This is a genomic window from Variovorax sp. EL159, from assembly GCF_900100965.1.
Taxonomy (GTDB): Bacteria; Pseudomonadota; Gammaproteobacteria; order Burkholderiales; family Burkholderiaceae_C; genus Variovorax.
In genome coordinates, this window is record NZ_FMUJ01000006.1 from 71,659 (window position 1) to 95,351 (window position 23,693).

The 23,693-nt window shown below is 63.9% G+C and carries 22 protein-coding genes; 12 read left to right on the forward strand and 10 right to left on the reverse strand.

What is annotated here, in order from left to right:
* Window positions 1–35 precede the first annotated feature (35 nt).
* Window positions 36–842 (reverse strand): hypothetical protein, encoded by an 807-nt coding sequence (locus tag BLQ28_RS24365; RefSeq protein ID WP_093245680.1) that lies wholly within the window; start codon window positions 840–842, stop codon window positions 36–38.
* A 48-nt stretch (window positions 843–890) separates the two neighbouring features.
* On the opposite strand from BLQ28_RS24365, the gene BLQ28_RS24370 reads away from it, so the two are divergent.
* The 3 genes from BLQ28_RS24370 (at window position 891) to BLQ28_RS24380 (ending at window position 4,306) form a co-directional block, all read left to right on the forward strand.
* Window positions 891–1,538, forward strand: a complete 648-nt coding sequence (locus BLQ28_RS24370) for an ABC transporter ATP-binding protein (RefSeq protein ID WP_093245682.1) — start codon at window positions 891–893, stop codon at window positions 1,536–1,538.
* Between the two features lie 135 nt (window positions 1,539–1,673).
* Window positions 1,674–3,911: an NADP-dependent isocitrate dehydrogenase gene (locus tag BLQ28_RS24375; protein WP_093245684.1), complete on the forward strand. Its 2,238-nt coding sequence runs from the start codon at window positions 1,674–1,676 to the stop codon at window positions 3,909–3,911.
* A gap of 59 nt (window positions 3,912–3,970) precedes the next feature.
* Window positions 3,971–4,306: a DUF1161 domain-containing protein gene (locus tag BLQ28_RS24380; RefSeq protein WP_093245685.1), complete on the forward strand. Its 336-nt coding sequence runs from the start codon at window positions 3,971–3,973 to the stop codon at window positions 4,304–4,306.
* A gap of 51 nt (window positions 4,307–4,357) precedes the next feature.
* Here the strand turns inward: BLQ28_RS24380 and BLQ28_RS24385 are convergent, their stop codons facing one another.
* Window positions 4,358–5,053 carry a class I SAM-dependent methyltransferase gene (locus BLQ28_RS24385; RefSeq protein WP_093245688.1) on the reverse strand — a complete coding sequence of 232 codons (696 nt, stop codon included), beginning with the start codon at window positions 5,051–5,053 and terminating at the stop codon, window positions 4,358–4,360.
* A 240-nt stretch (window positions 5,054–5,293) separates the two neighbouring features.
* On the opposite strand from BLQ28_RS24385, the gene BLQ28_RS24390 reads away from it, so the two are divergent.
* On the forward strand, window positions 5,294–6,046 hold the full coding sequence (locus BLQ28_RS24390) for an SDR family oxidoreductase (RefSeq protein ID WP_093245690.1): 753 nt from the start codon (window positions 5,294–5,296) through the stop codon (window positions 6,044–6,046).
* 46 nt (window positions 6,047–6,092) lie between these two features.
* On the opposite strand, the gene cynS is transcribed toward BLQ28_RS24390, so the two are convergent.
* Both cynS and BLQ28_RS24405 read right to left on the reverse strand, forming a co-directional pair.
* On the reverse strand, window positions 6,093–6,536 hold the full coding sequence (gene cynS / locus BLQ28_RS24395; RefSeq protein ID WP_093245693.1) for a cyanase: 444 nt from the start codon (window positions 6,534–6,536) through the stop codon (window positions 6,093–6,095).
* Window positions 6,537–6,721: 185 nt separating this feature from the next.
* On the reverse strand, window positions 6,722–7,144 hold the full coding sequence (locus BLQ28_RS24405) for a nuclear transport factor 2 family protein (RefSeq protein WP_093245697.1): 423 nt from the start codon (window positions 7,142–7,144) through the stop codon (window positions 6,722–6,724).
* A gap of 94 nt (window positions 7,145–7,238) precedes the next feature.
* Here BLQ28_RS24405 and BLQ28_RS24410 point away from each other — a divergent pair, with 94 nt between their 5' ends.
* Window positions 7,239–7,877, forward strand: a complete 639-nt coding sequence (locus tag BLQ28_RS24410) for a TetR/AcrR family transcriptional regulator (protein ID WP_093245699.1) — start codon at window positions 7,239–7,241, stop codon at window positions 7,875–7,877.
* Here BLQ28_RS24410 and BLQ28_RS24415 read toward each other — a convergent pair.
* A complete protein-coding gene (locus tag BLQ28_RS24415; RefSeq protein WP_093245702.1) occupies window positions 7,855–9,516 on the reverse strand; it encodes an L-lactate permease in 1,662 nt (553 codons plus the stop codon). The genes BLQ28_RS24410 and BLQ28_RS24415 overlap by 23 nt on opposite strands.
* Before the next feature lie 121 nt (window positions 9,517–9,637).
* Between BLQ28_RS24415 and BLQ28_RS24420 the strand changes: the two genes are divergently transcribed.
* From BLQ28_RS24420 to BLQ28_RS24450, 7 genes are all read left to right on the forward strand, one after another.
* A complete protein-coding gene (locus BLQ28_RS24420; protein ID WP_093245704.1) occupies window positions 9,638–10,522 on the forward strand; it encodes a LysR substrate-binding domain-containing protein in 885 nt (294 codons plus the stop codon).
* A 138-nt stretch (window positions 10,523–10,660) separates the two neighbouring features.
* Complete coding sequence (locus BLQ28_RS24425; protein ID WP_093245706.1) at window positions 10,661–11,818, forward strand: alpha-hydroxy acid oxidase; 1,158 nt, start codon at window positions 10,661–10,663, stop codon at window positions 11,816–11,818.
* A 131-nt stretch (window positions 11,819–11,949) separates the two neighbouring features.
* Window positions 11,950–13,287 carry an MFS family transporter gene (locus BLQ28_RS24430; protein WP_093246157.1) on the forward strand — a complete coding sequence of 446 codons (1,338 nt, stop codon included), beginning with the start codon at window positions 11,950–11,952 and terminating at the stop codon, window positions 13,285–13,287.
* Between the two features lie 88 nt (window positions 13,288–13,375).
* The gene (locus tag BLQ28_RS24435; RefSeq protein ID WP_143012567.1) at window positions 13,376–13,984 is read left to right on the forward strand and encodes a hypothetical protein; all 609 of its coding nucleotides are present in this window, start codon (window positions 13,376–13,378) and stop codon (window positions 13,982–13,984) included.
* Window positions 13,981–14,286, forward strand: a complete 306-nt coding sequence (locus BLQ28_RS24440) for a hypothetical protein (RefSeq protein WP_093245711.1) — start codon at window positions 13,981–13,983, stop codon at window positions 14,284–14,286. The genes BLQ28_RS24435 and BLQ28_RS24440 overlap by 4 nt, the downstream gene beginning before the upstream one ends.
* Before the next feature lie 413 nt (window positions 14,287–14,699).
* Entirely contained in the window at window positions 14,700–15,005 is a 306-nt protein-coding gene (locus tag BLQ28_RS24445; RefSeq protein ID WP_093245713.1) for a hypothetical protein, read from the forward strand.
* 20 nt (window positions 15,006–15,025) lie between these two features.
* Window positions 15,026–15,409, forward strand: coding sequence for a hypothetical protein (locus tag BLQ28_RS24450; protein ID WP_093245716.1), 384 nt, complete (start codon window positions 15,026–15,028; stop codon window positions 15,407–15,409).
* 114 nt (window positions 15,410–15,523) lie between these two features.
* Here BLQ28_RS24450 and BLQ28_RS33540 read toward each other — a convergent pair whose 3' ends face one another.
* The 5 genes from BLQ28_RS33540 to BLQ28_RS24480 all read right to left on the reverse strand — a co-directional run bounded on the left by BLQ28_RS33540 (window position 15,524) and on the right by BLQ28_RS24480 (window position 23,675).
* Complete coding sequence (locus tag BLQ28_RS33540; protein WP_218121961.1) at window positions 15,524–16,111, reverse strand: RHS repeat-associated core domain-containing protein; 588 nt, start codon at window positions 16,109–16,111, stop codon at window positions 15,524–15,526.
* A gap of 230 nt (window positions 16,112–16,341) precedes the next feature.
* A complete protein-coding gene (locus tag BLQ28_RS24465) occupies window positions 16,342–20,583 on the reverse strand; it encodes an RHS repeat-associated core domain-containing protein (RefSeq protein WP_176801219.1) in 4,242 nt (1,413 codons plus the stop codon).
* Window positions 20,584–21,224: 641 nt separating this feature from the next.
* A complete protein-coding gene (locus BLQ28_RS24470) occupies window positions 21,225–21,554 on the reverse strand; it encodes an L-rhamnose mutarotase (RefSeq protein ID WP_093245726.1) in 330 nt (109 codons plus the stop codon).
* Window positions 21,555–21,587: 33 nt separating this feature from the next.
* A complete protein-coding gene (locus tag BLQ28_RS24475; protein WP_093245729.1) occupies window positions 21,588–22,364 on the reverse strand; it encodes an SDR family oxidoreductase in 777 nt (258 codons plus the stop codon).
* 30 nt (window positions 22,365–22,394) lie between these two features.
* Complete coding sequence (locus tag BLQ28_RS24480; protein ID WP_093245731.1) at window positions 22,395–23,675, reverse strand: L-fuconate dehydratase; 1,281 nt, start codon at window positions 23,673–23,675, stop codon at window positions 22,395–22,397.
* Window positions 23,676–23,693 lie beyond the last annotated feature (18 nt).

Genomic DNA, 23,693 nt, shown 5'->3' on the forward strand with positions numbered 1-23,693 from the left:
CGGACCACCCGGGCCGGATGGCACGCCGGAAAAAACTAGTTCAGCCCGCCGCCGCAGAAGTCGGCCTTTTCGATCGTCTTGTCGGTGAAGTTGACGCTCGTGCGCTTGTCGGCACTGGGGCCGGTGTGCGCGGGCCAGTCGCTTTGCAGCCACGTATAGCGCCACACGTAGGGGTCGCCGGCCTTGGCGGGCTCGCCGTAGGCAATGCGCAGGTTGCCCCGGCTTTCGTCGTGGCAGTGCTTCGAGGTCTTGTATTCCTTCTCGGTGAAGCAGGCGCGGATCATCCGCGAGCACCAGAACGGAATGCCTTCGCGCACGGCCTTGGCCGGCTGCCCGGCCGGCGTGTCGAGCGGCACGAAATCGGCCGTGACGGACGACGCGCCACCGCCCGAATAACTCTCGGATTCGCTCTGCGTCACGGCCACGGCCCAGCGGCCTTCAGCCAGCGGATAAAGCGCCGGTGCAAGCGCGAGAGACACCTTGGGGTCGCCGCTCTGGCGGTCTTGCTGCAGCGAGCGGGCATATGCCGAGAAGTCGTGCAGGCGTTCGAGTTGCCAGGCGTTGGCGGCGGCGTTGCGCTTCAGGAGCGCCATCGCGAGTGGCTTCTCGGAAATGACCAGGTAGTCATCGGCCTTGCCGTCGCGCGGCTGGTGCAGCTTCAGGGCCTGGGCATCGCAAGGCTGGGGCAGCAAGGCGCACAGGTGGGTGCGCCAGTCGACATCGACGGATTCCGGCGCCTTGACCGCGAGGAAGATCTGCGCCGAGGGCGCGGCCACGGCGGCGCCCGCGAGCCCCATGGCGGCGAGCCATGCGCCGGCACCGAGGATGAGGAGTTTTTTCATGCGCGAATGGTAGCCAGCCGCTGCCGCCCGATGGGGTAAAACCGGCGCGTGAACACGACCGCCCCTCCCCTTCCCCGCCCCCTTCTACAGATCCAGGACCTTGGCTTCGCATATCCGGGTCAACCCGTACTCGCCGCCGGCTGGAACGCCGCCATCGGCCCGGGCGTCACCCTGCTGTATGGCGACACCGGCACCGGCAAGTCGGCGCTGCTCCAGGTGATCGCGGGGGCACTGCCCGCCACCGGCCGTCTGACGGCAGCCGGCGCGCGCCTGGACAGCGCACCCGAGGCCTATCGCCAGAACGTGTTTTTCGTCGACCCGGCGACGGAGCGCTTCAACGACGTCACGCCCCGCGAATGCACGGCCACCCTGAACAAGGGAAACCCGCATTTCAGCGAAGAAAAGTGGCAGGCGCTGGTCGAAGGCTTCGCCCTGGGCCCGCATCTGGACAAGAAGATGTTCATGCTTTCGACGGGTTCGAAGCGCAAGGTCTGGATGGCGGCCGGGCTGGCCTCGGGGCGCCCGCTGCTCCTGCTGGACGAGCCCACGGCCGGGCTCGATGCCGCCTCGATCCGCTGCCTGTGGGGCGCGCTCGCCGGCTTTGCCGGGCAGTCGGCGCAGGCCGTCATCGTCGCCAGTGCCGCGCGGATCGACACCGTCCCGCTCGCGGCCACCATCGACCTGCCGCTGCATTGACACAGGCCGCCGCGGGGTGATCCGGCCGCGAAATGCCGCCCCGCCCGCGCGCCCGGCGACAATCGGCGGTTCCGGCGGCCAGATCCCGCCTGAACTCCCTGCCACCCGACAACACTGCATTACGGAAGCAAGCGCATGAGCACGAAGCAACCCACCATCGTCTACACCCTGACCGACGAGGCGCCCCTGCTGGCGACCTACGCGTTTTTGCCCATCATCCGCGCGTTCACCAGCCCGGCCGGCATCGACGTGACCACCAGCGACATCTCGGTGGCGGCCCGCATCCTGGGCGAGTTCCCTGAATTCCTGGGCGACGGCCAGAAGGTGCCCGACAACCTGGCCGAACTGGGCAAGCTGACGCTCAAGCCTGAAGCCAACATCATCAAGCTGCCCAACATCAGCGCCTCGGTGGCCCAGCTCAAGTCGGCCATCAAGGAACTGCAAGGCAAGGGCTACAAGATTCCCGACTACCCCGAGAACCCGACCTCGGACGAAGACAAGGACATCCGCGCGCGCTACAACAAGTGCACCGGCAGCGCCGTGAACCCCGTGCTGCGCGAAGGCAACTCCGACCGCCGCGCGCCCAAGGCCGTCAAGGAATACGCCCGCAAGAACCCGCACAGCATGGCCGACTGGAGCCAGGCCTCGCGCTCGCACGTCTCGCACATGCATGGCGGCGACTTCTATCACGGCGAAAAGTCCATGACCCTGGACCGCGCGCGCAACGTCAAGATGGAACTGCTGACCAAGAGCGGCAAGACCATCGTGCTCAAGCCCAAGGTCGCGCTGCTGGACCGCGAAGTCATCGACTCGATGTTCATGAGCAAGAAGGCCCTGCTGGCCTTTTATGAAAAAGAGATCGAAGACGCGCACAAGACCGGCGTGATGTTCTCGCTGCACGTGAAGGCCACGATGATGAAGGTCTCGCACCCCATCGTGTTCGGCCACTGCGTGAAGATCTTCTACAAGGAAGCCTTCGAGAAACACGGCAAGCTGTTCGACGAACTGGGCATCAACGTCAACAACGGCATGGTCGACCTGTACAACAAGATCGCCACGCTGCCGCAAAGTACGCAGGACGAGATCAAGCGCGACCTGCACGCCTGCCACGAGCACCGCCCCGAGCTGGCCATGGTCGACTCGGCCAAGGGCATCACCAACTTCCATTCGCCCAATGACGTGATCGTGGACGCATCGATGCCCGCGATGATCCGTAACGGCGGCAAGATGTGGGGCGCCGACGGCCGCCTGAAGGACGTGAAGGCCGTGATGCCCGAATCGACCTTCGCCCGCATCTACCAGGAGATCATCAACTTCTGCAAGTGGCACGGCGCCTTCGACCCCAAGACCATGGGCACCGTGCCCAACGTCGGCCTGATGGCCCAGAAGGCCGAAGAGTACGGCTCGCACGACAAGACCTTCGAGATCCCCGAAGACGGCGTCGCCAACATCACCGACCTGGACACCGGCGAAGTGCTGATGAGCGAAGACGTGGAGCAAGGCGACATCTGGCGCATGTGCCAGGTCAAGGACGCCGCGATCCGCGACTGGGTCAAGCTGGCCGTCACGCGCGCGCGCAACTCCGGCATGCCGGTGGTGTTCTGGCTCGACGCCTACCGCCCGCACGAAGCGCAGCTGATCACCAAGGTCAAGATGTACCTGCACGAGCACGACACCTCGGGCCTGGACATCCAGATCATGAGCCAGGTGCGCGCCATGCGTTACACGCTGGAGCGCGTCGTGCGCGGCCTGGACACCATCAGCGCCACCGGCAACATCCTGCGCGACTACCTGACCGACCTGTTCCCCATCATGGAACTGGGCACCTCGGCCAAGATGCTGTCGATCGTGCCGCTGATGGCCGGCGGCGGCCTCTATGAAACCGGCGCGGGCGGCTCGGCCCCCAAGCACGTGCAGCAACTGGTGGAAGAAAACCACCTGCGCTGGGATTCGCTGGGCGAATTCCTCGCGCTGGCCGTGAGCCTGGAAGACCTGGGCCTGAAGACGAACAACAAGCAGGCGACCATCCTGGCGAAGACGCTGGACACCGCCACCGGCAAGCTGCTCGACAACAACAAGAACCCGTCGCCCAAGACCGGCCAGCTCGACAACCGCGGCAGCCAGTTCTACCTGGCCATGTACTGGGCCCAGGAACTGGCCGCGCAGACCGACGACAAGGAACTGCAAGCCAAGTTCAAGAAGCTGGCCGAGACGCTTGCCAGCAACGAGCAGAAGATCGTCGACGAACTCGCGGCCGTGCAGGGCAAGCCGGTGGACATCGGTGGCTACTACCTGGCTGATCCGAAGAAATTCGAGGCGGTGATGCGCCCGAGCGCGACGCTGAACGCCGCGCTGGCTTCGGCGCAGGGTTGATGCAAAAAGGGGCTGCGCAGGCAGCCCCGCCGTCTCATGAAAGGGAAAGGCAGGTCCTCATGAAACCCTGGCTGATCGCTGTCGCGCTGGCTCTCGCCGGCGCGGCCGCTCACAGTGCCGAGAACTGCGAAGACCTGCGCACCCGGATCGAAGCGAAGATCGCCGCGGCAGGCGTGGCGCGCTTCACCGTGACCGTCGTCGATGCCAACGCGTCGGCGAACGGGCAGATGGTGGGCAGTTGCGAACTCGGTACCAGGAAGGTGATGTACGAGCGCGATGCCGGGCAAGGCCCGGCGACCGCGGCGCCGTCTGCCGCACCGCAACCGGCGGGCGAGCCGATCCTTACCGAGTGCCGGGACGGTACGGTGTCCGTCGGCGGCGACTGCAAGAAATAGCGAGCGAGGTGGCGGCACCGCATGCCCTCTCGCCCCTCTCTCTCCCCCTGTTCAGGCGTACGCCACCCAACCGCGGAATGCCAGTCCCGCGTAGAACAGCTGTGCGCCCGTGAAGCCGGCCTCGGCGAGCATGGCCTCTTCTTCGTCGGGGCCCAACAGCGGCAGCTTCGAGCCGATCGCCGATGCCGCGTTGCGCGCACTTTCAGGATCGACGCCCGAGGCGACAGCGAACGCAACGTAACGCGAGAGCCACAACGCCCGCTCCGCCGGCGCTTGCGGAAAACTCATGTGAGCCATGACGAACGGCGCGCCAGGCTTCAGGCGGCGCCGGATTTCCTTCAACGTGCGCCCGCGTTCGTCGATGGCAATGAAGTGCATCGTCAGCAGGCAGGTCGCGGCATCGAAAGGCCCCTCCGGCGCGGTGTCGACATAACCGTGGTGAAGTTCGGCGCGCGCAATCAGCGGGCCGAGTTCTGCTTCTGCCAGCTCGAGCATCGACTTCGCCGGATCGACACCGACGAAGCGCCATTGCGCGTGCATCTGCGCAAAGACCTTCAGCTCGACACCGCCGCCTGCGCCGACGACCAGCACATTCGCGTTCGCCGGTGCCCGCTCGGCGACCAGCAAGGCCACCATCTTCTGCAAGTCGGACCAGCCCGGGACCAGCCTGCGTGTCTTGTCGGCGTACGCGGACACCGACAGAGGGTCGTTGAAATGGGCGTTCGGATCGATGTCGGGTTGGGCCATCGCGGCAGTTTATGCCGCCCTCCTGGAGCGATGAACTCCCACAACGAACCCCGCTACGGTCTTTCTGATTGCGCCCGGACAGCTGTCGCCGCAAAAGGTTAGGAAAGATCTTTTTCGCAGGATCAGGCAAGAACCGTGTGCGATCCGGATACCGCCCCAGGCCCCTTCGGCCCGAGACTTCTCTCCATGCCCGGCGCGTCCATTGCGCCATGGTTCACCGACCTGCACGAGGAGTTTTGTATGAGCGCAATCCAGGAAAAAGTCGTCCTCATCACCGGCGCGAGCAGCGGCATCGGCGAGGCCACCGCGCGGCTGCTGGCGCGGCGCGGCGCCAGCGTGGTGCTCGGTGCGCGACGCACCGACCGGCTCGAAGCACTCGCAGCCGAAATCAATGCCACGGGTGGCACGGCGAGCTTTCAGCGGCTCGACGTCACGCACCGGCCCGACATGGAAGCCTTCGCCGAGTTCGCCCTCGAGACGCACGAGCACATCGACGTGCTGGTCAACGCCGCGGGCGTGATGCCGCTGTCGCCGCTGTGGAACCGCAAGATCGAAGAGTGGGAACTCATGATCGACGTGAACCTGCGCGGCGTGCTGCTCGGCATTGCGGCTGTGCTGCCGACGATGCAGGAACAGGGCTGGGGCCACATCGTCAATGTGGCGCCGGTGGCTGCGCAAGGCCTGTCGGCGGACTCGGCCGTGTACCACGGCACGCAGTACGCGGTGAACGCGATCTCGGAAGGGCTGCGGCAAGAGCACGAAGGGCGCCTGCACGTCACGCTGGTGAACCCCGACGTGGCCGGTGCCGGCGACCCACTGGCCGAGCGCATCGCGGCCAGCTACACCATGGAACGCATGCGCACGCGGCGGCGCCTCGTGGAGCCTGCCGAGGCTGTCGCACGTTCGATCGCTGGAGCCATTGAGGGCTACGGCATCGCGGGGATGACGCGGCGCCCTTCCGCAAGGCCGAGGCCGGCTGCGCACGCGTGGTGATGGGTCGCTTGGCCCGAGCCTAGCTCACCTGAATCGGCCGGCCGCGTCAGTAGCTCTTGTAGGGCAGGAACTTGCCCGACAGCACCACGTTGACGCGGTCGCCCTTCGGGTCGGGCTGGCGCTGGATGTCCATGCTGAAGTCGATGGCGCTCATGATGCCGTCGCCGAACTCTTCGTGGATCAGTTCCTTGATGGTGGTGCCGTACACGCTCACCACCTCGTACCAGCGGTAGATGAGCGGATCGGTCGGCACCGGCGTGGGCAGCGATCCCTTGTAGGGCACGACCTGCAGCCACTTCTGCTCTTCCGGCGTGAGGCCGAAGATCTTGCCGATGACTTTGGCCTGCTTCGCGTCGAGCGTCATCTGGCCGAGGCAGGCAGCGGTGGTCCACTCTTTCGAGAGGCCGACTTTCTTGGCCACGTCGGCCCACTGGATGCCCTTGGACACCTTCGCGGTGATGATCTTTTCGGTGATGTCGTTGCGGTTCATGCGGCGGATTCCTTGAGATGAATGGACGCAGACGGGCAAGCAACAGGCATGCCCGTTGTCTTGCTCCCTCCCCCTCTGGGGGAGGGCTGGGGTGGGGGCCGACGGCGCATCAACCGCAGCGGCGTTGCAAAGGCCGCGTGCCCCCATCCCTGCCTTCCCCCAGAGGGGGAAGGAGCAAGACCGGGTCAGCGCTCCCAACGAAACTTGCGATCCGCCTCTTCAATCGGCTGGTCATTGATGCTCGCAAAACGCTTCTGCATCAGCCCGTTCTCCGCAAACTCCCAGTTCTCGTTGCCATGGCTGCGAAACCACTGCCCTGTCGCGTCGTGCCACTCGTACTCGAAGCGCACCGCGATGCGGTTGCCCATGAAGGCCCACAGCTGCTTCTTCAAGCGGTAGTCGTGCTCGCGCTCCCACTTGCGCGCAAGAAACGCCACCACCTGCTCGCGGCCGTTGACGAAGTCCGCGCGGTTGCGCCATTCAGTATCGGGCGTGTAGGCCATGCTCACGCGCACCGGGTCGCGCGTGTTCCAGGCGTCTTCGGCAGCCTGGACTTTCTTCGTGGCGGATTCAAGGGTAAAGGGCGGCAGCGGCGGGCGGGATTCCATGGCGGTCTTTCTGCAAGAGATGAAGTAGCGAAGCGATGAAGGCCCGCAATGTGCCACGAGTAGACAGACCTGTCTACATGCCTACAATCGCCGCATGGACATCTCCGCCCTGCCCGCGCGCGAGCGCATCCTGCTCACCGCGCACGACCTCTTCTATGCCGACGGCATCCGCGCCACCGGCATCGACCGCGTGATCGCCGCATCGGGCGTCACCAAGGTCACCTTCTACCGGCATTTCCCCTCGAAGGACGACCTCGTACGTGCGTTCCTCGACCACCGGCACGGTGTGTGGATGGCATGGTTCGTCGATGCACTGGGCCGTCGCGGCGCACACGAGCGCGCGGGCGATGCAAGCGCCCTGCTGCTGCTGGCCGACGTGATGGCCGAGTGGTTCGCCGACCCGGCATTCCGCGGCTGCGCGTTCATCAACTCGACGGCCGAAATCGGCGCCAGCGTCGAAGGTGCGGCACAGCGTGCACGCGCGCACAAGCGCGAAATGGTGGAGGTCATCGCAGGCCTGCTGCCAGCCGACGCACCCGCACGCATGGCGCTGGCACAGGCCGCAGCACTCGGCGTCGATGGCGCCATCGTCAAGGCGCAGACGGGCGCGGGCAATGCAGGTGATGCAGGTGATGAAGGTGATGCCGCGCTGGCACGCGAAGCCGTCGACGACCTGCGCCGGCTGCTTCAGGCACTCGGCACCAGCATCGTCACTTCACGACCATCAGCGTGAACGGCCACACATAGGCCTGCAGCGTCACATACAGGCCCACGAGGCAGGCCAGCGCGATCGAGTGGAAGAACACGTAGCGCAGGATCTCGCCCTCGTGGTTGAACCAGCGCGTGGCCGTGGAAGCCACCACGATCGACTGCGCATCGATCATCTTTCCCATCACGCCGCCCGAGCTGTTGGCCGCGCCCATCAGGTTCGGGCTCAGGCCGAGCTGGTCGGCCGCCACCTTCTGCATGCCGCCGAACAGCACGTTCGATGCGGTGTCCGACCCCGTGAGCGCCACGCCCAGCCAGCCCATCAGCGTGCCGAAGAAGGGGTAGAACATGCCGGTGTTGGCAAAGGCCAGGCCCAGCGTGGTGTCCAGGCCCGAGTAGCGCGTGAGCGTGCCGAGCGCGAGCATCAGCATGATCGTGAGCAGCGAGAACTTGACCAGCCACAGCGTGCGACCATAGGCTGCCACGAGCTGGATCGGGTTGTACTTCATCACCAGCCCGCCGACGATGGCCGACACCAGAATGCCGGTGCCCGTGGCCGAGAGCAGCAGCAACTGGTACACCGCGCCCTCCTTCGTCGGCTTGGGCACCACCGGCGCCACCTTCTCGATCATGTTGTGCAGCCCGTCGATCGGGAAGTTGGGCGCAAAGATGCCGTTCAGCCAGGTCTTGAACTGCGGCAGGCCCCAGATGAACACGAACACCGTGAGGATGAGCCACGGCGTCCAGGCGCGGATGACGGCGGCGGTCGGGTGCTTCGTGGGCGCGGTGGCCGGGCCGGCATTGCCGCCATCCGTCTCGTGGCCCTTGAGCGAGACCGAGGTCCAGATGTTCTTCGGCCGCCAAACGCGCATGAACAGCACCAGGCACACCATCGAGACGATGGCCGCGATGATGTCCACCAGTTCGGGCCCGATGTAGTTCGACACCAGGAACTGCGGAATCGCGAAAGACACGCCCGTCACCAGGATGGCCGGCCACACCTCCATCATTCCCTTGCGCCCGGCAAAGGCCCAGATGAGCCAGAACGGCACCAGCAGCGAGAAGAACGGCAACTGCCGCCCGATCATCGCGGTGACCGCCATCAGGTCGTAGCCATGCACCTTCGCCAGCGTGATCACCGGCGTGCCCAGCGCGCCGAAGGCCACCGGCGCGGTGTTGGCGATGAGCGAGAGCCCCGAAGCCGCCAGCGGCGAAAAGCCCAGCCCGATCAGGATCGTGGCCGTCACCGCCACCGGTGTACCGAAGCCCGCCGCGCCCTCGAAGAAGGCGCCGAAGGCAAAGGCGATCAACAGCAGCTGCAGGCGCCGGTCTTCGGTGATGCCGGCAATGGAGTCCTGCAATATCTGGAAGCTGCCGTTCTGCTGCGTGAGTTGCTGCAGGAAGATGATGTTCAGCACGATCCAGCCGATCGGCAGCAGCCCCGTGATGCCCCCGAGAAAGGCCGCCTTGCCCGCCATGTCGGCCGGCATGCCGAAGGCGAACACGGCGATGACGATGGCGCTCAGAAGGCCCAGCCCTGCCGCGTAATGGGCCTTGACGTGAAAGAGCCCCAGACACGTCAGCATCACCACCACCGGTATCGCGGCCAGCGCCGTCGATACCACCATGTTGCCGAACGGGTTGTAAACCTGTTGCCAGACCATGCGCTGTCTCCTCGTCGTTGGAATCTTTTTTTGAGTCGGCAGCGCGAGGCAATCCGGATTCCGCCACGAGCGACCGAGAGCGTTCGATACCATCCTAACCCGCTACTTTCACCAACAGAAGATGGTTTCTCCGCGTCTCCCCTCGACACAGGGCCTGCAGGCCTTCGAGGCGGTCGCTCGGCTGCGCAGCGTGAACCTGGCGGCCGAAGAGCTGAACGTGACGCCCAGCGCGGTCAGCCACCGCATCCGCCAGCTCGAATCGCAGCTGGCGCTGAAGTTCTTCACGGGCAGCGATTTCAGCCTGAGCACCGACGGCATGGCCTACCTGGCCCGCGTGCGCGAGGCCATTGCGGCATTGCAGCAAGTGCCCGGCCGCGAGCCCGAATCGCAGGTGCGGCGGCTGCGCGTGGCCGTCACGCCCACCTTTTCGCGCCAGATGCTGCTGCCCCGGCTGGCCCGCTTTCGCGATGCCTACCCGAACATCGAGCTGATGCTGCAGGTGACCACGCCCGTGCGCAACATGACCGTGGAAGAAGCCGACCTCGAACTGCGCTTTGGCACCGGCCCCTTTCACGACCGCGAATTCGTGCAGTTGCTGGCCGACGATGTGTCCCCGGTCTGCAGCCCCGCCTACCGCGACCGGCACGGCCCCTTCGACGGCTTTGCCACCGACGCCGAAGTGGCACGCGCGCAGCTGCTGCGCACGCCGCTCGAAGCCTGGCGCACCTGGTTCAAGGCCTGCGGGCTCGGCCTGCCCGAGCCGGCCACCGGCCACCAGTTCAACGACCTGGGGCTGGCGCTCGACGCAGCCGCCGAAGACTTCGGCGTCGTGCTGATGCACCTGCGGCTGGGCAGCGCGTGGCTGGACAACGGCCGGCTGGTGCGGCTGTCGTCGCGCAGCGTGCCGTCGCCCAACGCCTACTTCCTGTGCTGGCGACCGGGCGCGATGGAGCGCTGGGAGTGCGCCACTTTTGTCGAGTGGCTGCGGCAGGCCCTGCGCGACTGAGCCGGGCGTCGCACACGCGCCCGGGCTGAATTTTTTTCAGATGCGGGCGCAGGTCTTTTCAGATGCCACCCCGAAGTGCCTGCGGATAATGGCCGGTTGCCCCCTGCCGGCCCACAAAGACAACCAAGGAGACTCCCCGTGTCCGACCTTTCCAAGATCACCAGCATCGAAGACCTGCGGGTGATCGCCAAGCGGCGTGTGCCGAAGATGTTCTACGACTACGCCGACTCCGGCGCCTGGACCGAGGGCACCTACCGCGCCAACGAGAGCGACTTCCAGAAGATCAAGCTGCGCCAGCGCGTGGCCGTGAACATGGAAGGCCGCACCACCCGCACCACCATGGTCGGCCAGCAGACCGCCATGCCCGTGGCCATCGCGCCCACGGGCCTGACCGGCATGCAGCACGCCGACGGCGAGATCCTCGGCGCCCGCGCAGCCAAGGCCTTCGGCATTCCGTTCACGCTCTCGACCATGAGCATCTGCTCGCTCGAAGACATCGCCGAGAACACCGATCGGCACCCCTTCTGGTTCCAGCTCTACGTGATGAAGGACCGCGACTTCATCGAGCGCCTGATCGAACGCGCCAAGGCCGCCAACGTGACGGCGCTGCAGCTCACGCTCGACCTGCAGATCCTCGGCCAGCGCCACAAGGACATCAAGAACGGCCTGACCGCGCCGCCCAAGCCCACCCTCAAGAACCTCATCAACCTGGCGACCAAGCCGCGCTGGTGCATGGGCATGCTGGGCACCAAGCGTCGCACCTTCGGCAACATCGCGGGCCATGCCAAGGGCGTGAAAGACCTGTCGTCGCTGTCGTCGTGGACGGCCGAGCAGTTCGACCCGGCCCTGAGCTGGGCCGACGTGGAGTGGATCAAGAAGCTCTGGGGCGGCAAGCTCATCCTCAAGGGCATCATGGACGTGGAAGACGCGCGCCTGGCCGCGTCCAGCGGCGCCGACGCGCTCATCGTGTCGAACCATGGCGGCCGTCAGCTCGACGGCGCGCCCTCTTCCATCGCCGCGCTGCCCGCCATCGCAGAAGCCGTCGGCAGCGAGATCGAAGTGTGGATGGACGGCGGCATCCGCAGCGGACAAGACGTGCTCAAGGCCCGCGCGCTGGGCGCCCGCGGCACCCTGATCGGCCGCAGCTTTCTCTACGGCCTGGGCGCCTACGGCCAAGAAGGCGTGACGCGCGCGCTGCAGCTCATCCACAAAGAGCTCGATATCACGATGGCCTTTTGCGGCCACACGAACATCGACAACGTCGATTCGAGCATCCTGCTGCCGGGCACCTTCTAAGCCAACGGGCACAGGCGGACAAGGCCCCTTCGGGGGTAGGCTGATGCGGCGCCGGCTGACACGGCGCGGCCACGTGCAGGCGCAGAATGTTTTGGCAACAACAACATCGCCTGCACGGCGGCAAAGGCACCATGAGCGCAGTCACGCCTACCCATGGAGGCCAGACGGCTTCCTCTTCTTCGTCCCCACCGCACTACACGGCCGAAGAAAAGCGCCACCGTGTCTTCGCGATCATGGCGGCCTCTTCAGGCAACCTGGTCGAGTGGTTCGACTTCTACGTGTATGCCTTCTCGGCGCTGTACTTCGCCCCGGCGTTCTTCCCCAAGTCGGACCCCACCGCGCAGCTGCTCAACACCGCCGGCGTGTTTGCGGCCGGCTTTCTCATGCGGCCCATCGGCGGCTGGCTCTTCGGCCGCGTGGCCGACCGGCTCGGGCGCAAGACCTCGATGCTGATCTCCGTCACCATGATGTGCGGCGGCTCCCTCGTCATCGCCTGCCTGCCGACCTACGCGCAGATCGGTGCGTGGGCGCCCTTCCTGCTGCTCGTGTCCCGGCTCTTCCAGGGGCTGTCGGTCGGTGGCGAATACGGCACCACCGCCACCTACATGAGCGAGGTGGCACTGAGGGGGCAACGCGGCTTCTTCTCGTCGTTCCAGTACGTCACGCTCATCGGCGGACAACTGCTCGCGGTGCTCGTCATCGTGGCGCTCGAACAGCTGCTCACCGAGGCCGAACTCAAGGCCTGGGGCTGGCGCATTCCCTTCGTGATCGGCGCCATCGCCGCCGTGGTCGCACTGCTGCTGCGCCGCACGCTGCATGAAACCCAAAGCGCCGAAGCCAAGGCCAACAAGGAAGCTGGCAGCATGGCCGGCCTCTTCAAGCACCACACGCCCGCCTTTCTGACGGTGCTCGGCTACACCGCCGGCGGCTCGCTCATCTTCTACACCTTCACCACCTACATGCAGAAGTACCTGGTGAACACGGTGCACCTGCCGATCAAGACCGCGAGCTACGTGATGACCGGCGCGCTGTTCGTCTACATGTGCATGCAGCCGGTCTTCGGTGCGCTGTCGGACCGCATCGGGCGGCGCAACAACATGCTGCTGTTCGGTGGGCTCGGCGCCCTCACCACCGTGCCGATCTTGACGGCGCTGCAGTACACGACCAGCCCGGTGATGGCCTTCGTTCTCATCATCGTCGCGCTGGCCATCGTGAGCTTCTACACATCGATCAGCGGCATCGTGAAGGCCGAGATGTTCCCGCCCGAAGTGCGCGCGCTGGGCGTGGGCCTTGCGTACGCCGTCGCCAACGCAATCTTCGGGGGCTCGGCGGAATACGTGGCGCTGGGGCTCAAGTCACTGGGGCACGAGTCGGTGTTCTTCTGGTACGTGAGCGGGATGATGGTGATTGCGTTCCTGGTGAGCTTGCGGCTGCCGAGGCAGGCGAGTTACTTGCATCACGATCATTGAAGATTTCTGGCACGGCCCGGCCAGAGAAACGGGGCGGCTCTTCCTATGATTTCAACGAGGCCACAACGGCCCAACAGGGAGAGTCCACATGACAGTTCAAAACCTCGCCACCGAGCCGGGCGCTGCAAGAGGAATGCGCGCCGGTCCGGCAAGTTCGGCCCCGCCTTCGGCATCACAAGCGCAGCACTCGGAGCCCACCGTCACGCTGTACGGACGGATTGCTGCCGATCTGCTCGGCTATATCAGTTGGCCCGACCCGCCAAGCTTGCACTTCTCGATCGTCATCGACGACGCCTACAGCGGCATCATCGTTCTCGATGGTCAACCAACGGGCATGGAAGCGGGCATTCGCAACATGGCTCTGATCAAGACCAACAGGTACGACAACGCGCTCCCTGGGGGCGCGGTGGTCAAGATTGCCCTGCAACCACCGCAAGGCATGAGTCGGCAAGAGTTTGCGCACCGACTCGTCATCAACTCGCAGAAGTTCGTGAGCTACGTCGCACCGTACGCCCTGCCCCAGAACATTCGTGGATCACGAATGCGTGCTGGCGAATACAACAGCGGCTCGTACGTTGCCGGATTGCTGCAGAGTGTGATGGGCCATGTTCCGACGATCTCCGCGCCCGGATTCCAGGCGCCGGGATGGGAGAGCCCGATGCCCAGCCACTTCTTCAAGGGCGAGGCCATTCGATGAGCATTCGCTTGCGTCTGGTGCTGAACCTGCTGGCGTGGGCGGTCTTCATTCCGGTTCTCAATCTGCTCTTCACCGGTCTGGAGCGACACCAGATGCTGACGACCTCCGGCCTTTCTGTTTCGATCGTTGCCGGCGCGCTCGTTCTTTGGTTGGGGGTGATCTATTGGCGTTGTGTGCCGAGCACCTCCAGCATCGCGGTGCGCCTTGCGTATCTCGCCATCTATCTGACGGTGGCGCTCCTGCTTGGAATTGCCGCGCTCTGGAGTGCCTTCTGGGTCACGGTTTTGATCTACGGGATCTGACTCACAACGCGAAGATGCTCGGCATTTGCAGCGCATCAAAAATGATCGCGATGCGTTCCTGGTGAGCTTGCGGCTGCCGCAGCAGGCGAGTTGCTTGCATCACGATCATTGGGGGCGATGGTGCTCGTGCCTGCTTGAACCGCAGGTATCCGCGTGGCTATACTGCGCCGGTCACGCCAAAGCGTGATCGGGATTGGCGTCCCGTTGAAATCACTGCGACGCAAGCCGCAGCCACCCCGCAGGGTCTGCGGCTTTGTCGTTCGTGCCACCATTTTTTGGCGGCTCGATGGGCGGGCGCGAGCCCGGCCGGTTTCACGCAAGTGGTTTCCCGGTACGCCAACCCGTCGAGCTGCCGCCCTCAATTGGCGTTGGGTGCGGCGGTTTCAGCAAACCGAAACCCTTGGAGGTCATTCATGACCAAAGCCGCTCGCGCGCCCGCGCACGTCCCCTCGCTCCCCGAATCTTCTGAAGCCACCAGCGCTGAATCGCTCGCGCTGCAGGCATGCGATGACATCGACGGCCTTCACGTTGTGCGGCGTGCATACGCGTGCCTCGAAAAGCTCATCGCTCCGCAACACGTGAACGACACCGAAGAGGTCTTCCCGACCCGCACCGAACTCGGCGCACTGGTACGGCTGGTCAATGAGGAACTGCAGCGTCGCATCGAAATAGCCGACGCCACGATTCAAGCGTTGCGCGTTGGTTTGGGCAAAGGGTGAGGTCCCCCGAATTCGCAGACATGGTCGAGACGCAGGCCAAGATCGAGATGGAGACCGAGTGGTCGATTAGGCAGAGCATCGAGGCGACCACGAAGCTTCAGACGCTACAGATGGAGCGCGAGGATAACTGTCACCGGCCGTTGATCGACAGCATCGACAACGCTGCGCAGACCGTCGAGGATTCCAGCGCGTTTGCACAGAGCAAGAAACCGGTCGAGCGCCATCCGTTCCTGACTGAGCTACTCGAGCCGTCGATTGTTCGGAGGCTGCGGGGACGGTGGAGGCCAGAGGCCAAGTGCATTTCCGTGCCTCTATGGACCGCTTCCATCGCTTTCGGATGGCGGCATCGAATTCTTTGCGGAGTTGGGGAGCGCGTAAATCAGAAGCAGGACCAAAATGGATAAACAGAGCAGTGCTATGTCCACCCAAGCAGGGGTAAAAGGCATCGCCACTTTGTACCCAATCAGTAGTGTGCACAACAGGGCGAGAAGCACTGTCTTGAGTAGTTTCATGTCCATTTATCTTTCGTCGGCTCGACAGATTGGAGGTCGCTTGACCTCGCAGTGTTCCAGCACGGCAACCCCACCGCCTACGAGAGACAAGATGGTTAGGTAGGGGCTGGTAAAAAGTGCTACGCCTTGCTCGACAATCGTTGTGGCTTTTGCCCCAACACCTACGTACCTAGCAGCTCTTGGGGCCTGATTAACGATGGCATTTCCACCGACAGCTCCACCGCCTTTTACTACGATGCCCATCGTAGCGAGACAGGATACGCTGAAGGTTTTGGTTTGATCAGTGTACGGTCCAGGTAGGCCCGCCGCCCGCATGCCCGCCGAGCACATCGGATCTGGATTTCCGGTGCAAACACCTCGTCTATTGATTGTGATGGTTCCCAGGTCGTATTGATTTCCGGCCCGTCCCTCTGGGATTCCTGCTGCACGATCTGCCATGCGATCCATAAAATCTAAGCCTAGAGGATCAACATAGCCGAGGGGGTTGGCATCCACATACCCAAACCGATTCCACCCACCCTGCAACCCAATCGGATCAGGCTGGCTGTATCGCCCCGTCCTCGCGCCATAGCTACGAAAGAAGATCAGGGGCAACGAGCAAGACCTGACCTTGCCCCCCGCTAACTGCTGTATTCGAGAACTGGCTTCCCGAGTGCAGCAAGGTACAAGTCGCAGTTGACTCGTAGCTCTTCAACGGTTTCGCCCCCAGGAACCGCTGGTTCTGCGCTGTGCCCCTGCACCCTACCGTCTTCATAGTAGTAAACCTCGTAGATAGCGACCTCGCCGTCTCGGCTCATTACTCGATATTCCCAAGTCATATATCTTCACTTGTGGTAATCGACGATGTCATGGATGGTCACCACACCGTCTTTAACGCTAAATATGACGCGTTCTGCACCGCGTCCTTTGCCGCTACCACCAAGGTCAATTGCAGATTTTCCCGCCAAATCGCCTCGTAGCTCATGTTGATTTCCACCGGGTAAGTCCCGCGCAAGCGTGTCCTTGATGCTCTCGTAGGACTGTGCTTTTCGTCCAGTCAATGCGTCCGCCTTTTTTAGCGCATCTGGAACCTCAACTATCGTCCTCATGGGGGGGCACGGTGGGCTGATGAACCCTCGCCCAGCACCAGCCAGTGCCCTCGCCTGCGCCCCTGCTGCACTCGCTTGGGAGGCTTTCATTGCCTCAGCTATGGCGGATACGATCCCGCCCGACCCAACTCCTCCCCCAGGAACAGGAACTCTCGGAGTCGAACGCGGAGGACCGCCTGCCAGGCCCTCAGGATCAATGAAACCGAGTGGATCGCCATCCACATAGCCGAGCCGATTCCACCCTCCATCAAGCCCAATCGGATCCGGCTGGCTGTACCTCCCCGTCCTACTGTCGTAGCTGCGGAAGTAGTTGTAGAAAAGCCCCGACTCCTCATCCGCATACTGCCCCGGATACCTCAGGTTGAACTTCACCTCGGAGAGGTTCGTGCTGCCCGGGTTCGGTGTTGTCTCCAGATTGGCGAACCGGTTCCTCGCCAGCGTCGGCTTGTCCTCCCCGAACGCGCTGTAGCCCCACTGCCAGACCGCTTGCCCGTCCGCGTTCGTGAGCTTGCGCGGCGTGTTCAGGTGATCGCTGTGCACTGCGAACGTGCTGCCATTGACGATGGCCGCAATCGGCATCGGCCCATTGGCCGTGGGCAGGTAGATGTACTGGCTCTGCCCCGCACTGTTCGTGCCCCCACTGCCCACCTCCGCGATCAGCGTGCCCTGCTCGTCGTAGACATACGCATAGCCCAGCTGCTCGGCTTGGTTGTTGGCTGGGCTCCACAGCTTCGTGAAGAACGCAATCAGGCTCTGCATGAACCCCGGGTCGGCCGCATTGCCCTGGCTCGGCGGATACAGCGGCTCGGTCTTGAACACCCGCTGCCCCAGCGCGTTGTGCGCGTAGCGCGTGGTCGGGCTGGCATCGGTGGCGCCAGTGGTCGATGCACCGAGGCGCCCTTCGGCGTCGTAGACGTAGCTGCGCAGGCCATCGCTCACGAGGTCGCCGTTGGCGTTGTAGCCGTAGGTGACGCTGGTGTTGCTCGCGCCGTTGATGCTCTGGGTGAAGCCCGTCAGCTGGTTGCTCGATGCGCCGACCGTGTAGGTGCGGCTGGTGCTCACGCCGTTGACGGCCCGGGTGCTGCTGCTGCGATTGCCGTTGGCGTCGTAACCGAAGCCTGCGGTGTTGCCCGTGGCATTGAAGCTGGTGATGCGTCCGACGTTGTTGTAGCCCACGGTCCACGTCTGCGGCGCCAGCGAGATGGTGTTGTGCGTGGGATCGGTGTCGCCGGGCTGGTACAGGTTCTGCGTCAGGCTCGTGATGCGGCCTGCGGCGTCGTAGACGTAGCTGCTGAATTCGGTGGTGGTCAGGCGGCCTGCGGTGTCATAGACCCGGCTGGCGGCCACGGCGGGGTTCGCAAAAGCCCAGGTCCAGGCGGTGGGCTGGCCCAGCGGGTTCCAGGCGATGCCGGTGACGAGAGGGTTGCCGTTCCAGTTCAGGCCCGCAAGGCGGCCGGTGGCGTCGTAGACGTGAGTGAGCGTGGCGCCGTTGGGGTAGCCGATGCTCGCCAGCGTGCCGTTGGCGTTGTAGCCGTAGCTGACCTGCTGCACGCTGCCGTTGATCAGGGTCTGCTTCTTGAGGGTGACGCGGCCGAAGGCATCGCGGGTGTACTCGGTGGTGCCGCTGCGGTCCACGATCTCGGACAGATACCCCTTGCTGTTGGCCGTGAGGTCGTAGCGCAGGGTGGTGGTCTTTCCGTCGGCGAAGACGAGGCTTGTGGGGCGGCCCAGTGCATCGCGAGTGATGGTCGTGGCCTGGCCCAGGGCGTCGGTGATCTGGCTGGGCAAGCCCAGGTTGTCGTACTGGGTGCTGGCGCTGCCCACATCGGCGCTGGCTTCGGTGGTGGCGTTGCCTTGGACGTCGCGGGTGTAGGCGGTGGCTACGCCCTTGAAGTCCTTGGCTTCGGTGACGGCGTCCAGGGCGTTGTATTTCAGCGTGGCTGTTGCGTTGGCTGCATCGGTCACGGCCTTGACGCGGCGCAGGTTGTCGAGGCCGTACTGGGTGCTCTGGTTCTGGCCGTTGGTGGTGCGGGTCAACTCGCCGTTGGCGTCGTAGCCGAAGGAACTGGTCTGGTTCGGGCCTTCGGTCTTGGCGCTCAGGCGGTTGATGTTGTTGATGGTGCGGGCGGTGTTCCACGCCACGGTGCCTGCGCTGTCCTTGATCTGCTCGGCGGTGCGGTTGCCCATACCGTCAAGGGTATAGGTGCCGGACTCGCCCCGGTTGTTGCTCCAGCCGATCAGGCGATGGGCGGCGTCGTAGGTGTAGGTCAGGACGAGGCCGGTGGGCAGCGTGATCGTCTCGACCGTGCCGTAGGCCTTGTAGGTCAGCGTGGTGGTCTGGCCGCCGACGGTCTGGGTTAGCAGGCGATCACGGGCATCGTAGGTGTAGCCCGTCACGAGGCCATTGGGGGCAGTGGTGCTGACGACGCGGTTGGCACTGTCGTAGGTGTAGCTGGTGACGTGGCCCAGAGCATTGGTGGACGTCAGGACGTTGCCGAGGAGGTCATAGGTGTAGCTGGTGACTGCACCGTTGGGCTCCGCCTGGGTGCTCACCAAGCCTTGGGGGGTGTAGGTCCACTGCCAGAGCTGGGCCTTGTTGGTGGCTGTGTCCGTGACGGTCTTCGACAGCGTGTTGCCCAGCGTGTCGTAGGTGTAAGCGGTGGTTCGCCCGGCTTCCGTTACGAGCACGGGCAACGCAAAGGTCGCATGCCATTGGGTAGTCACCGTCTGAGCCTCGGGTGTACCCGAGGCGTAGACCACAGTCGTGGGCAGGCGGCGAGCGACATCCCATGTCGTTGTGGTGACCGCCCCCTTGAAATCGGTCTCCTTGGTGATCAGGCCATTGGCATCCTGCACACGGCTGGCGGCATCGCTCTTGCCTTCGCCCGAAGGCAATGAGCCTCCAGTGACGGCGAGCTTGCCCAACGTGGTGCCGTAGCTGTAGTTGCGGCTCGTGCCCAACGGATCAACTACCGTGGCAGCACCCGCCGACGGGTAGCTGACCTGATAGCTGTCCACGGAGCCCGCGAGCTGGGTGCTGATTGCACGGCCTGTGCTGTCATAGGCGAACGTGCCCCAGCGCACACCAGCTTCGTCCAAGATGCCGGTCAGCCCTTGGGGGAACGAAGTGTTTTCGTAGACAAAACTCCGGGACTTTCCGTCGGGGTACAGAACAGAGGACAGGCGGCCCGTGCTGTCGTAGCCGTAAGCGATGACGCGCGCATCGGGTGTCGTGACAGAAGCCAACTGACCAGCGCTGTTGTACGCAAACACGAGGGTGCGGCCGAAGCCGTTCGTGACGGTGGCCAGTTGGCCATCACCGTTGTAGATATAGGCGGTGGCCCAGCCGTTGCGATCCACGGTGGTCTGTAGCTTCCCGGAGCCGTTGAAGTTGAGCGTGGTGTCGTCATCGGCGCGGTGATAGATCCAGGCACCAGAGGGGAGTTGCGTCAGAGTGTCGGCGCTGTTGTTGGCGATCCAGGTGGTAGCGCCTGCTGCCTTGCCAAAGCTGCGCACGTACCCTTCGCCGGTGATGATATCTACGGCCAAAGGGGCCGTGGAAGGCGTGGTGGCCAGCTTCGTCGCGAAGTTGTGCGACCAAACTTGACCGAGTGGGTTCTCGACCCGTGTTGGATCACCGGCCCAATTGCTGCGGTAGGTGCGGGTGAAAGATAAAGGGCCGGCGCCGGAGTCGGACCAGTCGGTTTCAGATCGATATTTCTCGGCTGTGGCGGGGATGATTGGTCTGCCTTTCAGCAGGCCATCGATAGACGCTGCAGGATTCTTGCAGAACAGGTTTGAGGGCTCGGGGGCTCCTCTTATGCAAGACGTTTGCGTGGCGTTTTCCAGAAATCCGGGTCTACATTGGCATGCTGTCCCGCCGCTGGTAGCCTGTACCTCTAGGCTGTCGTTAGGGCACTGCCCAGTGGAAACCGCATAAATGACAAAGAGCGCCGTGTTCTCAATGCCATTGGCCATGATGTAGCGGATCGAACACCGTCCATCGCGATCAATACTCGATGACACATAGCGAGAAGGATCTCCTACCCAAGCTTTCGACCCAACTTCGCAGGCCTGCTCTGGCGATTTCGACACCGGGTGCCACGCCCAGATATCGAGCTTGTATCCAGTCACGTAAGGCACATAAGCCGAGGCAACGGACGACCACACGCAAAAAAAAGGGAGGAGAAGGATCGCTACTACCCTATACAGCCACCCGGACATCCGATGTCCACGACCGCCCGACGAAAGTCGAATACACCAAAACGCCTTCCACCTTCTCATCGCGCGCTCCCTCATGCTTTCTTGTTTACGAGTCTGAGCAGCCAAGGCGACCAACTCGTGACCATCATCATTTCTCGAACGGTCATCACCCCCTCAGGTGACGCGCACTGCCACGCAGCGCACTCCGTACAAGTTGTTTCAGGTTAGCCGAAAGGCCGCAGGCAGACAACGCCAGATCGATGACGAAAGAGACTTCATCAAGCAGTTGAGTAGGGAAGTACGCGATCCATCCACGTGTTCGTTGTCGAGACGAGACTCGACCGAGCCAAGCTCCGCATTTCATGCAGACCAGCGCGCACAGCCAGCCGTGAGCCGGCCATCAAAACCACCAACGCCTACAACTCAAATATCCGCCCCATCCCCACCCACTTCCCCCCTTCAGGCGTCCAAGGCGTAGGCGCCTGAAATTTCCACATCAACTCTTCCCACTCCCGGATCTTCGGATCGCTCTGTGACGCAAGCGCCATCGCCTCCGCGTCATACCGCGCGTCATCCGTCTCCATCAGCATCACCATCCGCGTACCAAGCCGATAGATCTCCATACCCGTCACCCCATGCGCATGCAGATGCGCGCGCACTTCGGGCCAGATGCTGCGGTGATACGCCTCGTATTCCGCAATCAGCTTCGGGTCATCCTTCAGGTCCAGGGCAAGGCAGTGGCGCATGGGCAGCTCGTTCGTTCCAGTGAAAAGAAAAGATCAGGTCAACGCCCGATCCAGATGCGTATACCCGCCATCGACAAACACCCACTGCCCCGTCGTATGCGAGGCCTGCTCCGACAGCAGAAACACAACCGTGTTCGCAATCTCCTGCGGCGTGGTCATCCGCCGCCCCAGCGGAATCTTGTCGGTGATGGTGGCGAGCTTGCGGTCGGGTTCGTCGAAAGCCGAGATCCAGCGCTGGTACAGCGGCGTCATCACCTCGGCCGGAATCACCGCGTTGACGCGCACGCCATCCTCCAGCAGCGACGCAGCCCACTCGCGCGTCAGCGACAGTTGCGCCCCCTTGGCCGCCGTGTAGCCGCTGGTATTGCCCTGCCCCGTCACCGCGGTCTTCGACGAGATGTTGACGATGGCACCCCGGCTTGCCTTCAGGTGCGGCAGGCAGAAATGCGCCATCACATAGCAATGCACGAGGTTGCGTTCGAGCGACGCGACGAAAGCCTCGCGCCCTGCTTCGAGGCCCACGCTGTCGTTCACGCCCGCGTTGTTGACGAGCCCGTCGATGCGGCCGAACTCGGCGACGGTGCTTTCGATGGCCTTGGCGCAAGCGGCCTCTTCCATCAGCTCGAACTGGATGAACAGCGCGCGCGGCTGCAGTGCGCGCAGCTCTTCTTCAAAAGGCGCATCGAGCGGGTTCTTGCCGAAGATCACCGGCATCGCCCCTTCGCGCGCCAGCGTGAGCGAGATGGCCGCGCCGATGCCGCTGCCGCCGCCGGTCACGATCACCACCTTGTCTTTCAGATGCAGGTCCATGGTTGTGCGGTGCCTTTTTCTATATTCCGTTCATCCGCGAAAGCGGTAGCGCTCGAGCGATTCGGGCTTCATGGTGATGGAGAAGCCCGCGCCCTTCGGCGGCATGTACGCCGCGCCGCGAATCTCGCAGGGCTCGACGAAGTGTTCGTGCAGATGGTCGACGTACTCGATCACCCGGCCCTCGCGCGTGCCCGATATACAGAGGTAATCGATCATCGACAGGTGCTGCACGTACTCGCACAGGCCCACGCCGCCGGCATGCGGGCACACGGGCAGCTTGTACTTGGCGGCCATGAGCATCACCGCCAGGATCTCATTCACGCCACCGAGCCGGCACGCGTCGATCTGCACCACGTCGATGGCGCCGCGCATGATGAACTGCTTGAACATGATGCGGTTCTGGCACATCTCGCCGGTGGCCACCTTCACCACGGGCGCAATGCCTTCGCGGATCTTGCGGTGGCCTTCCACGTCGTCGGGGCTGGTCGGCTCTTCGATGAACCAGGGCTTGGCAAAGGCCAGTTGACGCACCCAGTCGATGGCCTGGTCGACCTCCCAGACCTGGTTGGCGTCGATCATCAAATGGCGGTCGGGACCGAGCACTTTGCGCGCCACGGTCAGGCGGCGAATGTCGTCCTGCAGGTCGCGCCCCACCTTGAGCTTGATGTGGTTGAAGCCCGCGTCGACGGCCTCTTGCGCCAGCCGCCGCAGCTTCTCGTCGGAGTAGCCGAGCCAGCCGGCCGAGGTGGTGTAGCAGGGGTAGCCCTCGGCCTGCAGGGTGGCAACGCGTTCGGCCTTGCCGACAGCGGCATCGCGCAGCAACGCAAGCGCTTCTTCGGGCGTGATGCAGTCGGTGATGTAGCGAAAGTCGATGCAGCGCACCAGTTCCTCGGGGCTCATGTCGGCCACCAGTTGCCACACGGGCTTGCCTTCGGACTTGGCCCACAGGTCCCACATCGCATTGACGACCGCACCGGTGGCCAGGTGGATCGCGCCCTTGTCGGGGCCGATCCATCGCAACTGGCTGTCGGAGGTGATGTGCCGCCAGAAGCGCCCCATGTCCTGCGCCACCCACTGCAGATCGAGCCCCACGACCAGATGGCGCATGGCCTCGATGGCCGCGCAGCAGATCTCGTTGCCACGGCCGATGGTGAAGGTCAGGCCATGCCCTTCGAGGCCGGGCTGGTCGGTTTCGAGCACGACATACGCCGCGGAGTAATCCGGGTCGGGGTTCATCGCGTCGGAGCCGTCGAGCTGCTGCGAGGTGGGAAAGCGCACGTCGAGGACGCGCATCGATCGAACGATGGTCATGAGGTCTTCCGGCCTTCC

What these genes read in the sequence shown, in the direction of transcription:
- BLQ28_RS24365 (WP_093245680.1), bottom strand. Translation starts at nt 842, where the DNA reads ATGAAAAAACTCCTCATCCTCGGTGCCGGCGCATGGCTCGCCGCCATG.
- BLQ28_RS24410 (WP_093245699.1), top strand. Translation starts at nt 7,239, where the DNA reads ATGGACATCTCCGCCCTGCCCGCGCGCGAGCGCATCCTGCTCACCGCG.
- BLQ28_RS24385 (WP_093245688.1), bottom strand. Translation starts at nt 5,053, where the DNA reads ATGGCCCAACCCGACATCGATCCGAACGCCCATTTCAACGACCCTCTG.
- BLQ28_RS24470 (WP_093245726.1), bottom strand. Translation starts at nt 21,554, where the DNA reads ATGCGCCACTGCCTTGCCCTGGACCTGAAGGATGACCCGAAGCTGATT.
- BLQ28_RS24390 (WP_093245690.1), top strand. Translation starts at nt 5,294, where the DNA reads ATGAGCGCAATCCAGGAAAAAGTCGTCCTCATCACCGGCGCGAGCAGC.
- BLQ28_RS24465 (WP_176801219.1), bottom strand. Translation starts at nt 20,583, where the DNA reads ATGGCCAATGGCATTGAGAACACGGCGCTCTTTGTCATTTATGCGGTT.
- BLQ28_RS24375 (WP_093245684.1), top strand. Translation starts at nt 1,674, where the DNA reads ATGAGCACGAAGCAACCCACCATCGTCTACACCCTGACCGACGAGGCG.
- cynS (WP_093245693.1), bottom strand. Translation starts at nt 6,536, where the DNA reads ATGAACCGCAACGACATCACCGAAAAGATCATCACCGCGAAGGTGTCC.
- BLQ28_RS24420 (WP_093245704.1), top strand. Translation starts at nt 9,638, where the DNA reads ATGGTTTCTCCGCGTCTCCCCTCGACACAGGGCCTGCAGGCCTTCGAG.
- BLQ28_RS24380 (WP_093245685.1), top strand. Translation starts at nt 3,971, where the DNA reads ATGAAACCCTGGCTGATCGCTGTCGCGCTGGCTCTCGCCGGCGCGGCC.
- BLQ28_RS24480 (WP_093245731.1), bottom strand. Translation starts at nt 23,675, where the DNA reads ATGACCATCGTTCGATCGATGCGCGTCCTCGACGTGCGCTTTCCCACC.
- BLQ28_RS24430 (WP_093246157.1), top strand. Translation starts at nt 11,950, where the DNA reads ATGAGCGCAGTCACGCCTACCCATGGAGGCCAGACGGCTTCCTCTTCT.
- BLQ28_RS24450 (WP_093245716.1), top strand. Translation starts at nt 15,026, where the DNA reads ATGGTCGAGACGCAGGCCAAGATCGAGATGGAGACCGAGTGGTCGATT.
- BLQ28_RS24405 (WP_093245697.1), bottom strand. Translation starts at nt 7,144, where the DNA reads ATGGAATCCCGCCCGCCGCTGCCGCCCTTTACCCTTGAATCCGCCACG.
- BLQ28_RS24435 (WP_143012567.1), top strand. Translation starts at nt 13,376, where the DNA reads ATGACAGTTCAAAACCTCGCCACCGAGCCGGGCGCTGCAAGAGGAATG.
- BLQ28_RS24475 (WP_093245729.1), bottom strand. Translation starts at nt 22,364, where the DNA reads ATGGACCTGCATCTGAAAGACAAGGTGGTGATCGTGACCGGCGGCGGC.
- BLQ28_RS24440 (WP_093245711.1), top strand. Translation starts at nt 13,981, where the DNA reads ATGAGCATTCGCTTGCGTCTGGTGCTGAACCTGCTGGCGTGGGCGGTC.
- BLQ28_RS24445 (WP_093245713.1), top strand. Translation starts at nt 14,700, where the DNA reads ATGACCAAAGCCGCTCGCGCGCCCGCGCACGTCCCCTCGCTCCCCGAA.
- BLQ28_RS24415 (WP_093245702.1), bottom strand. Translation starts at nt 9,516, where the DNA reads ATGGTCTGGCAACAGGTTTACAACCCGTTCGGCAACATGGTGGTATCG.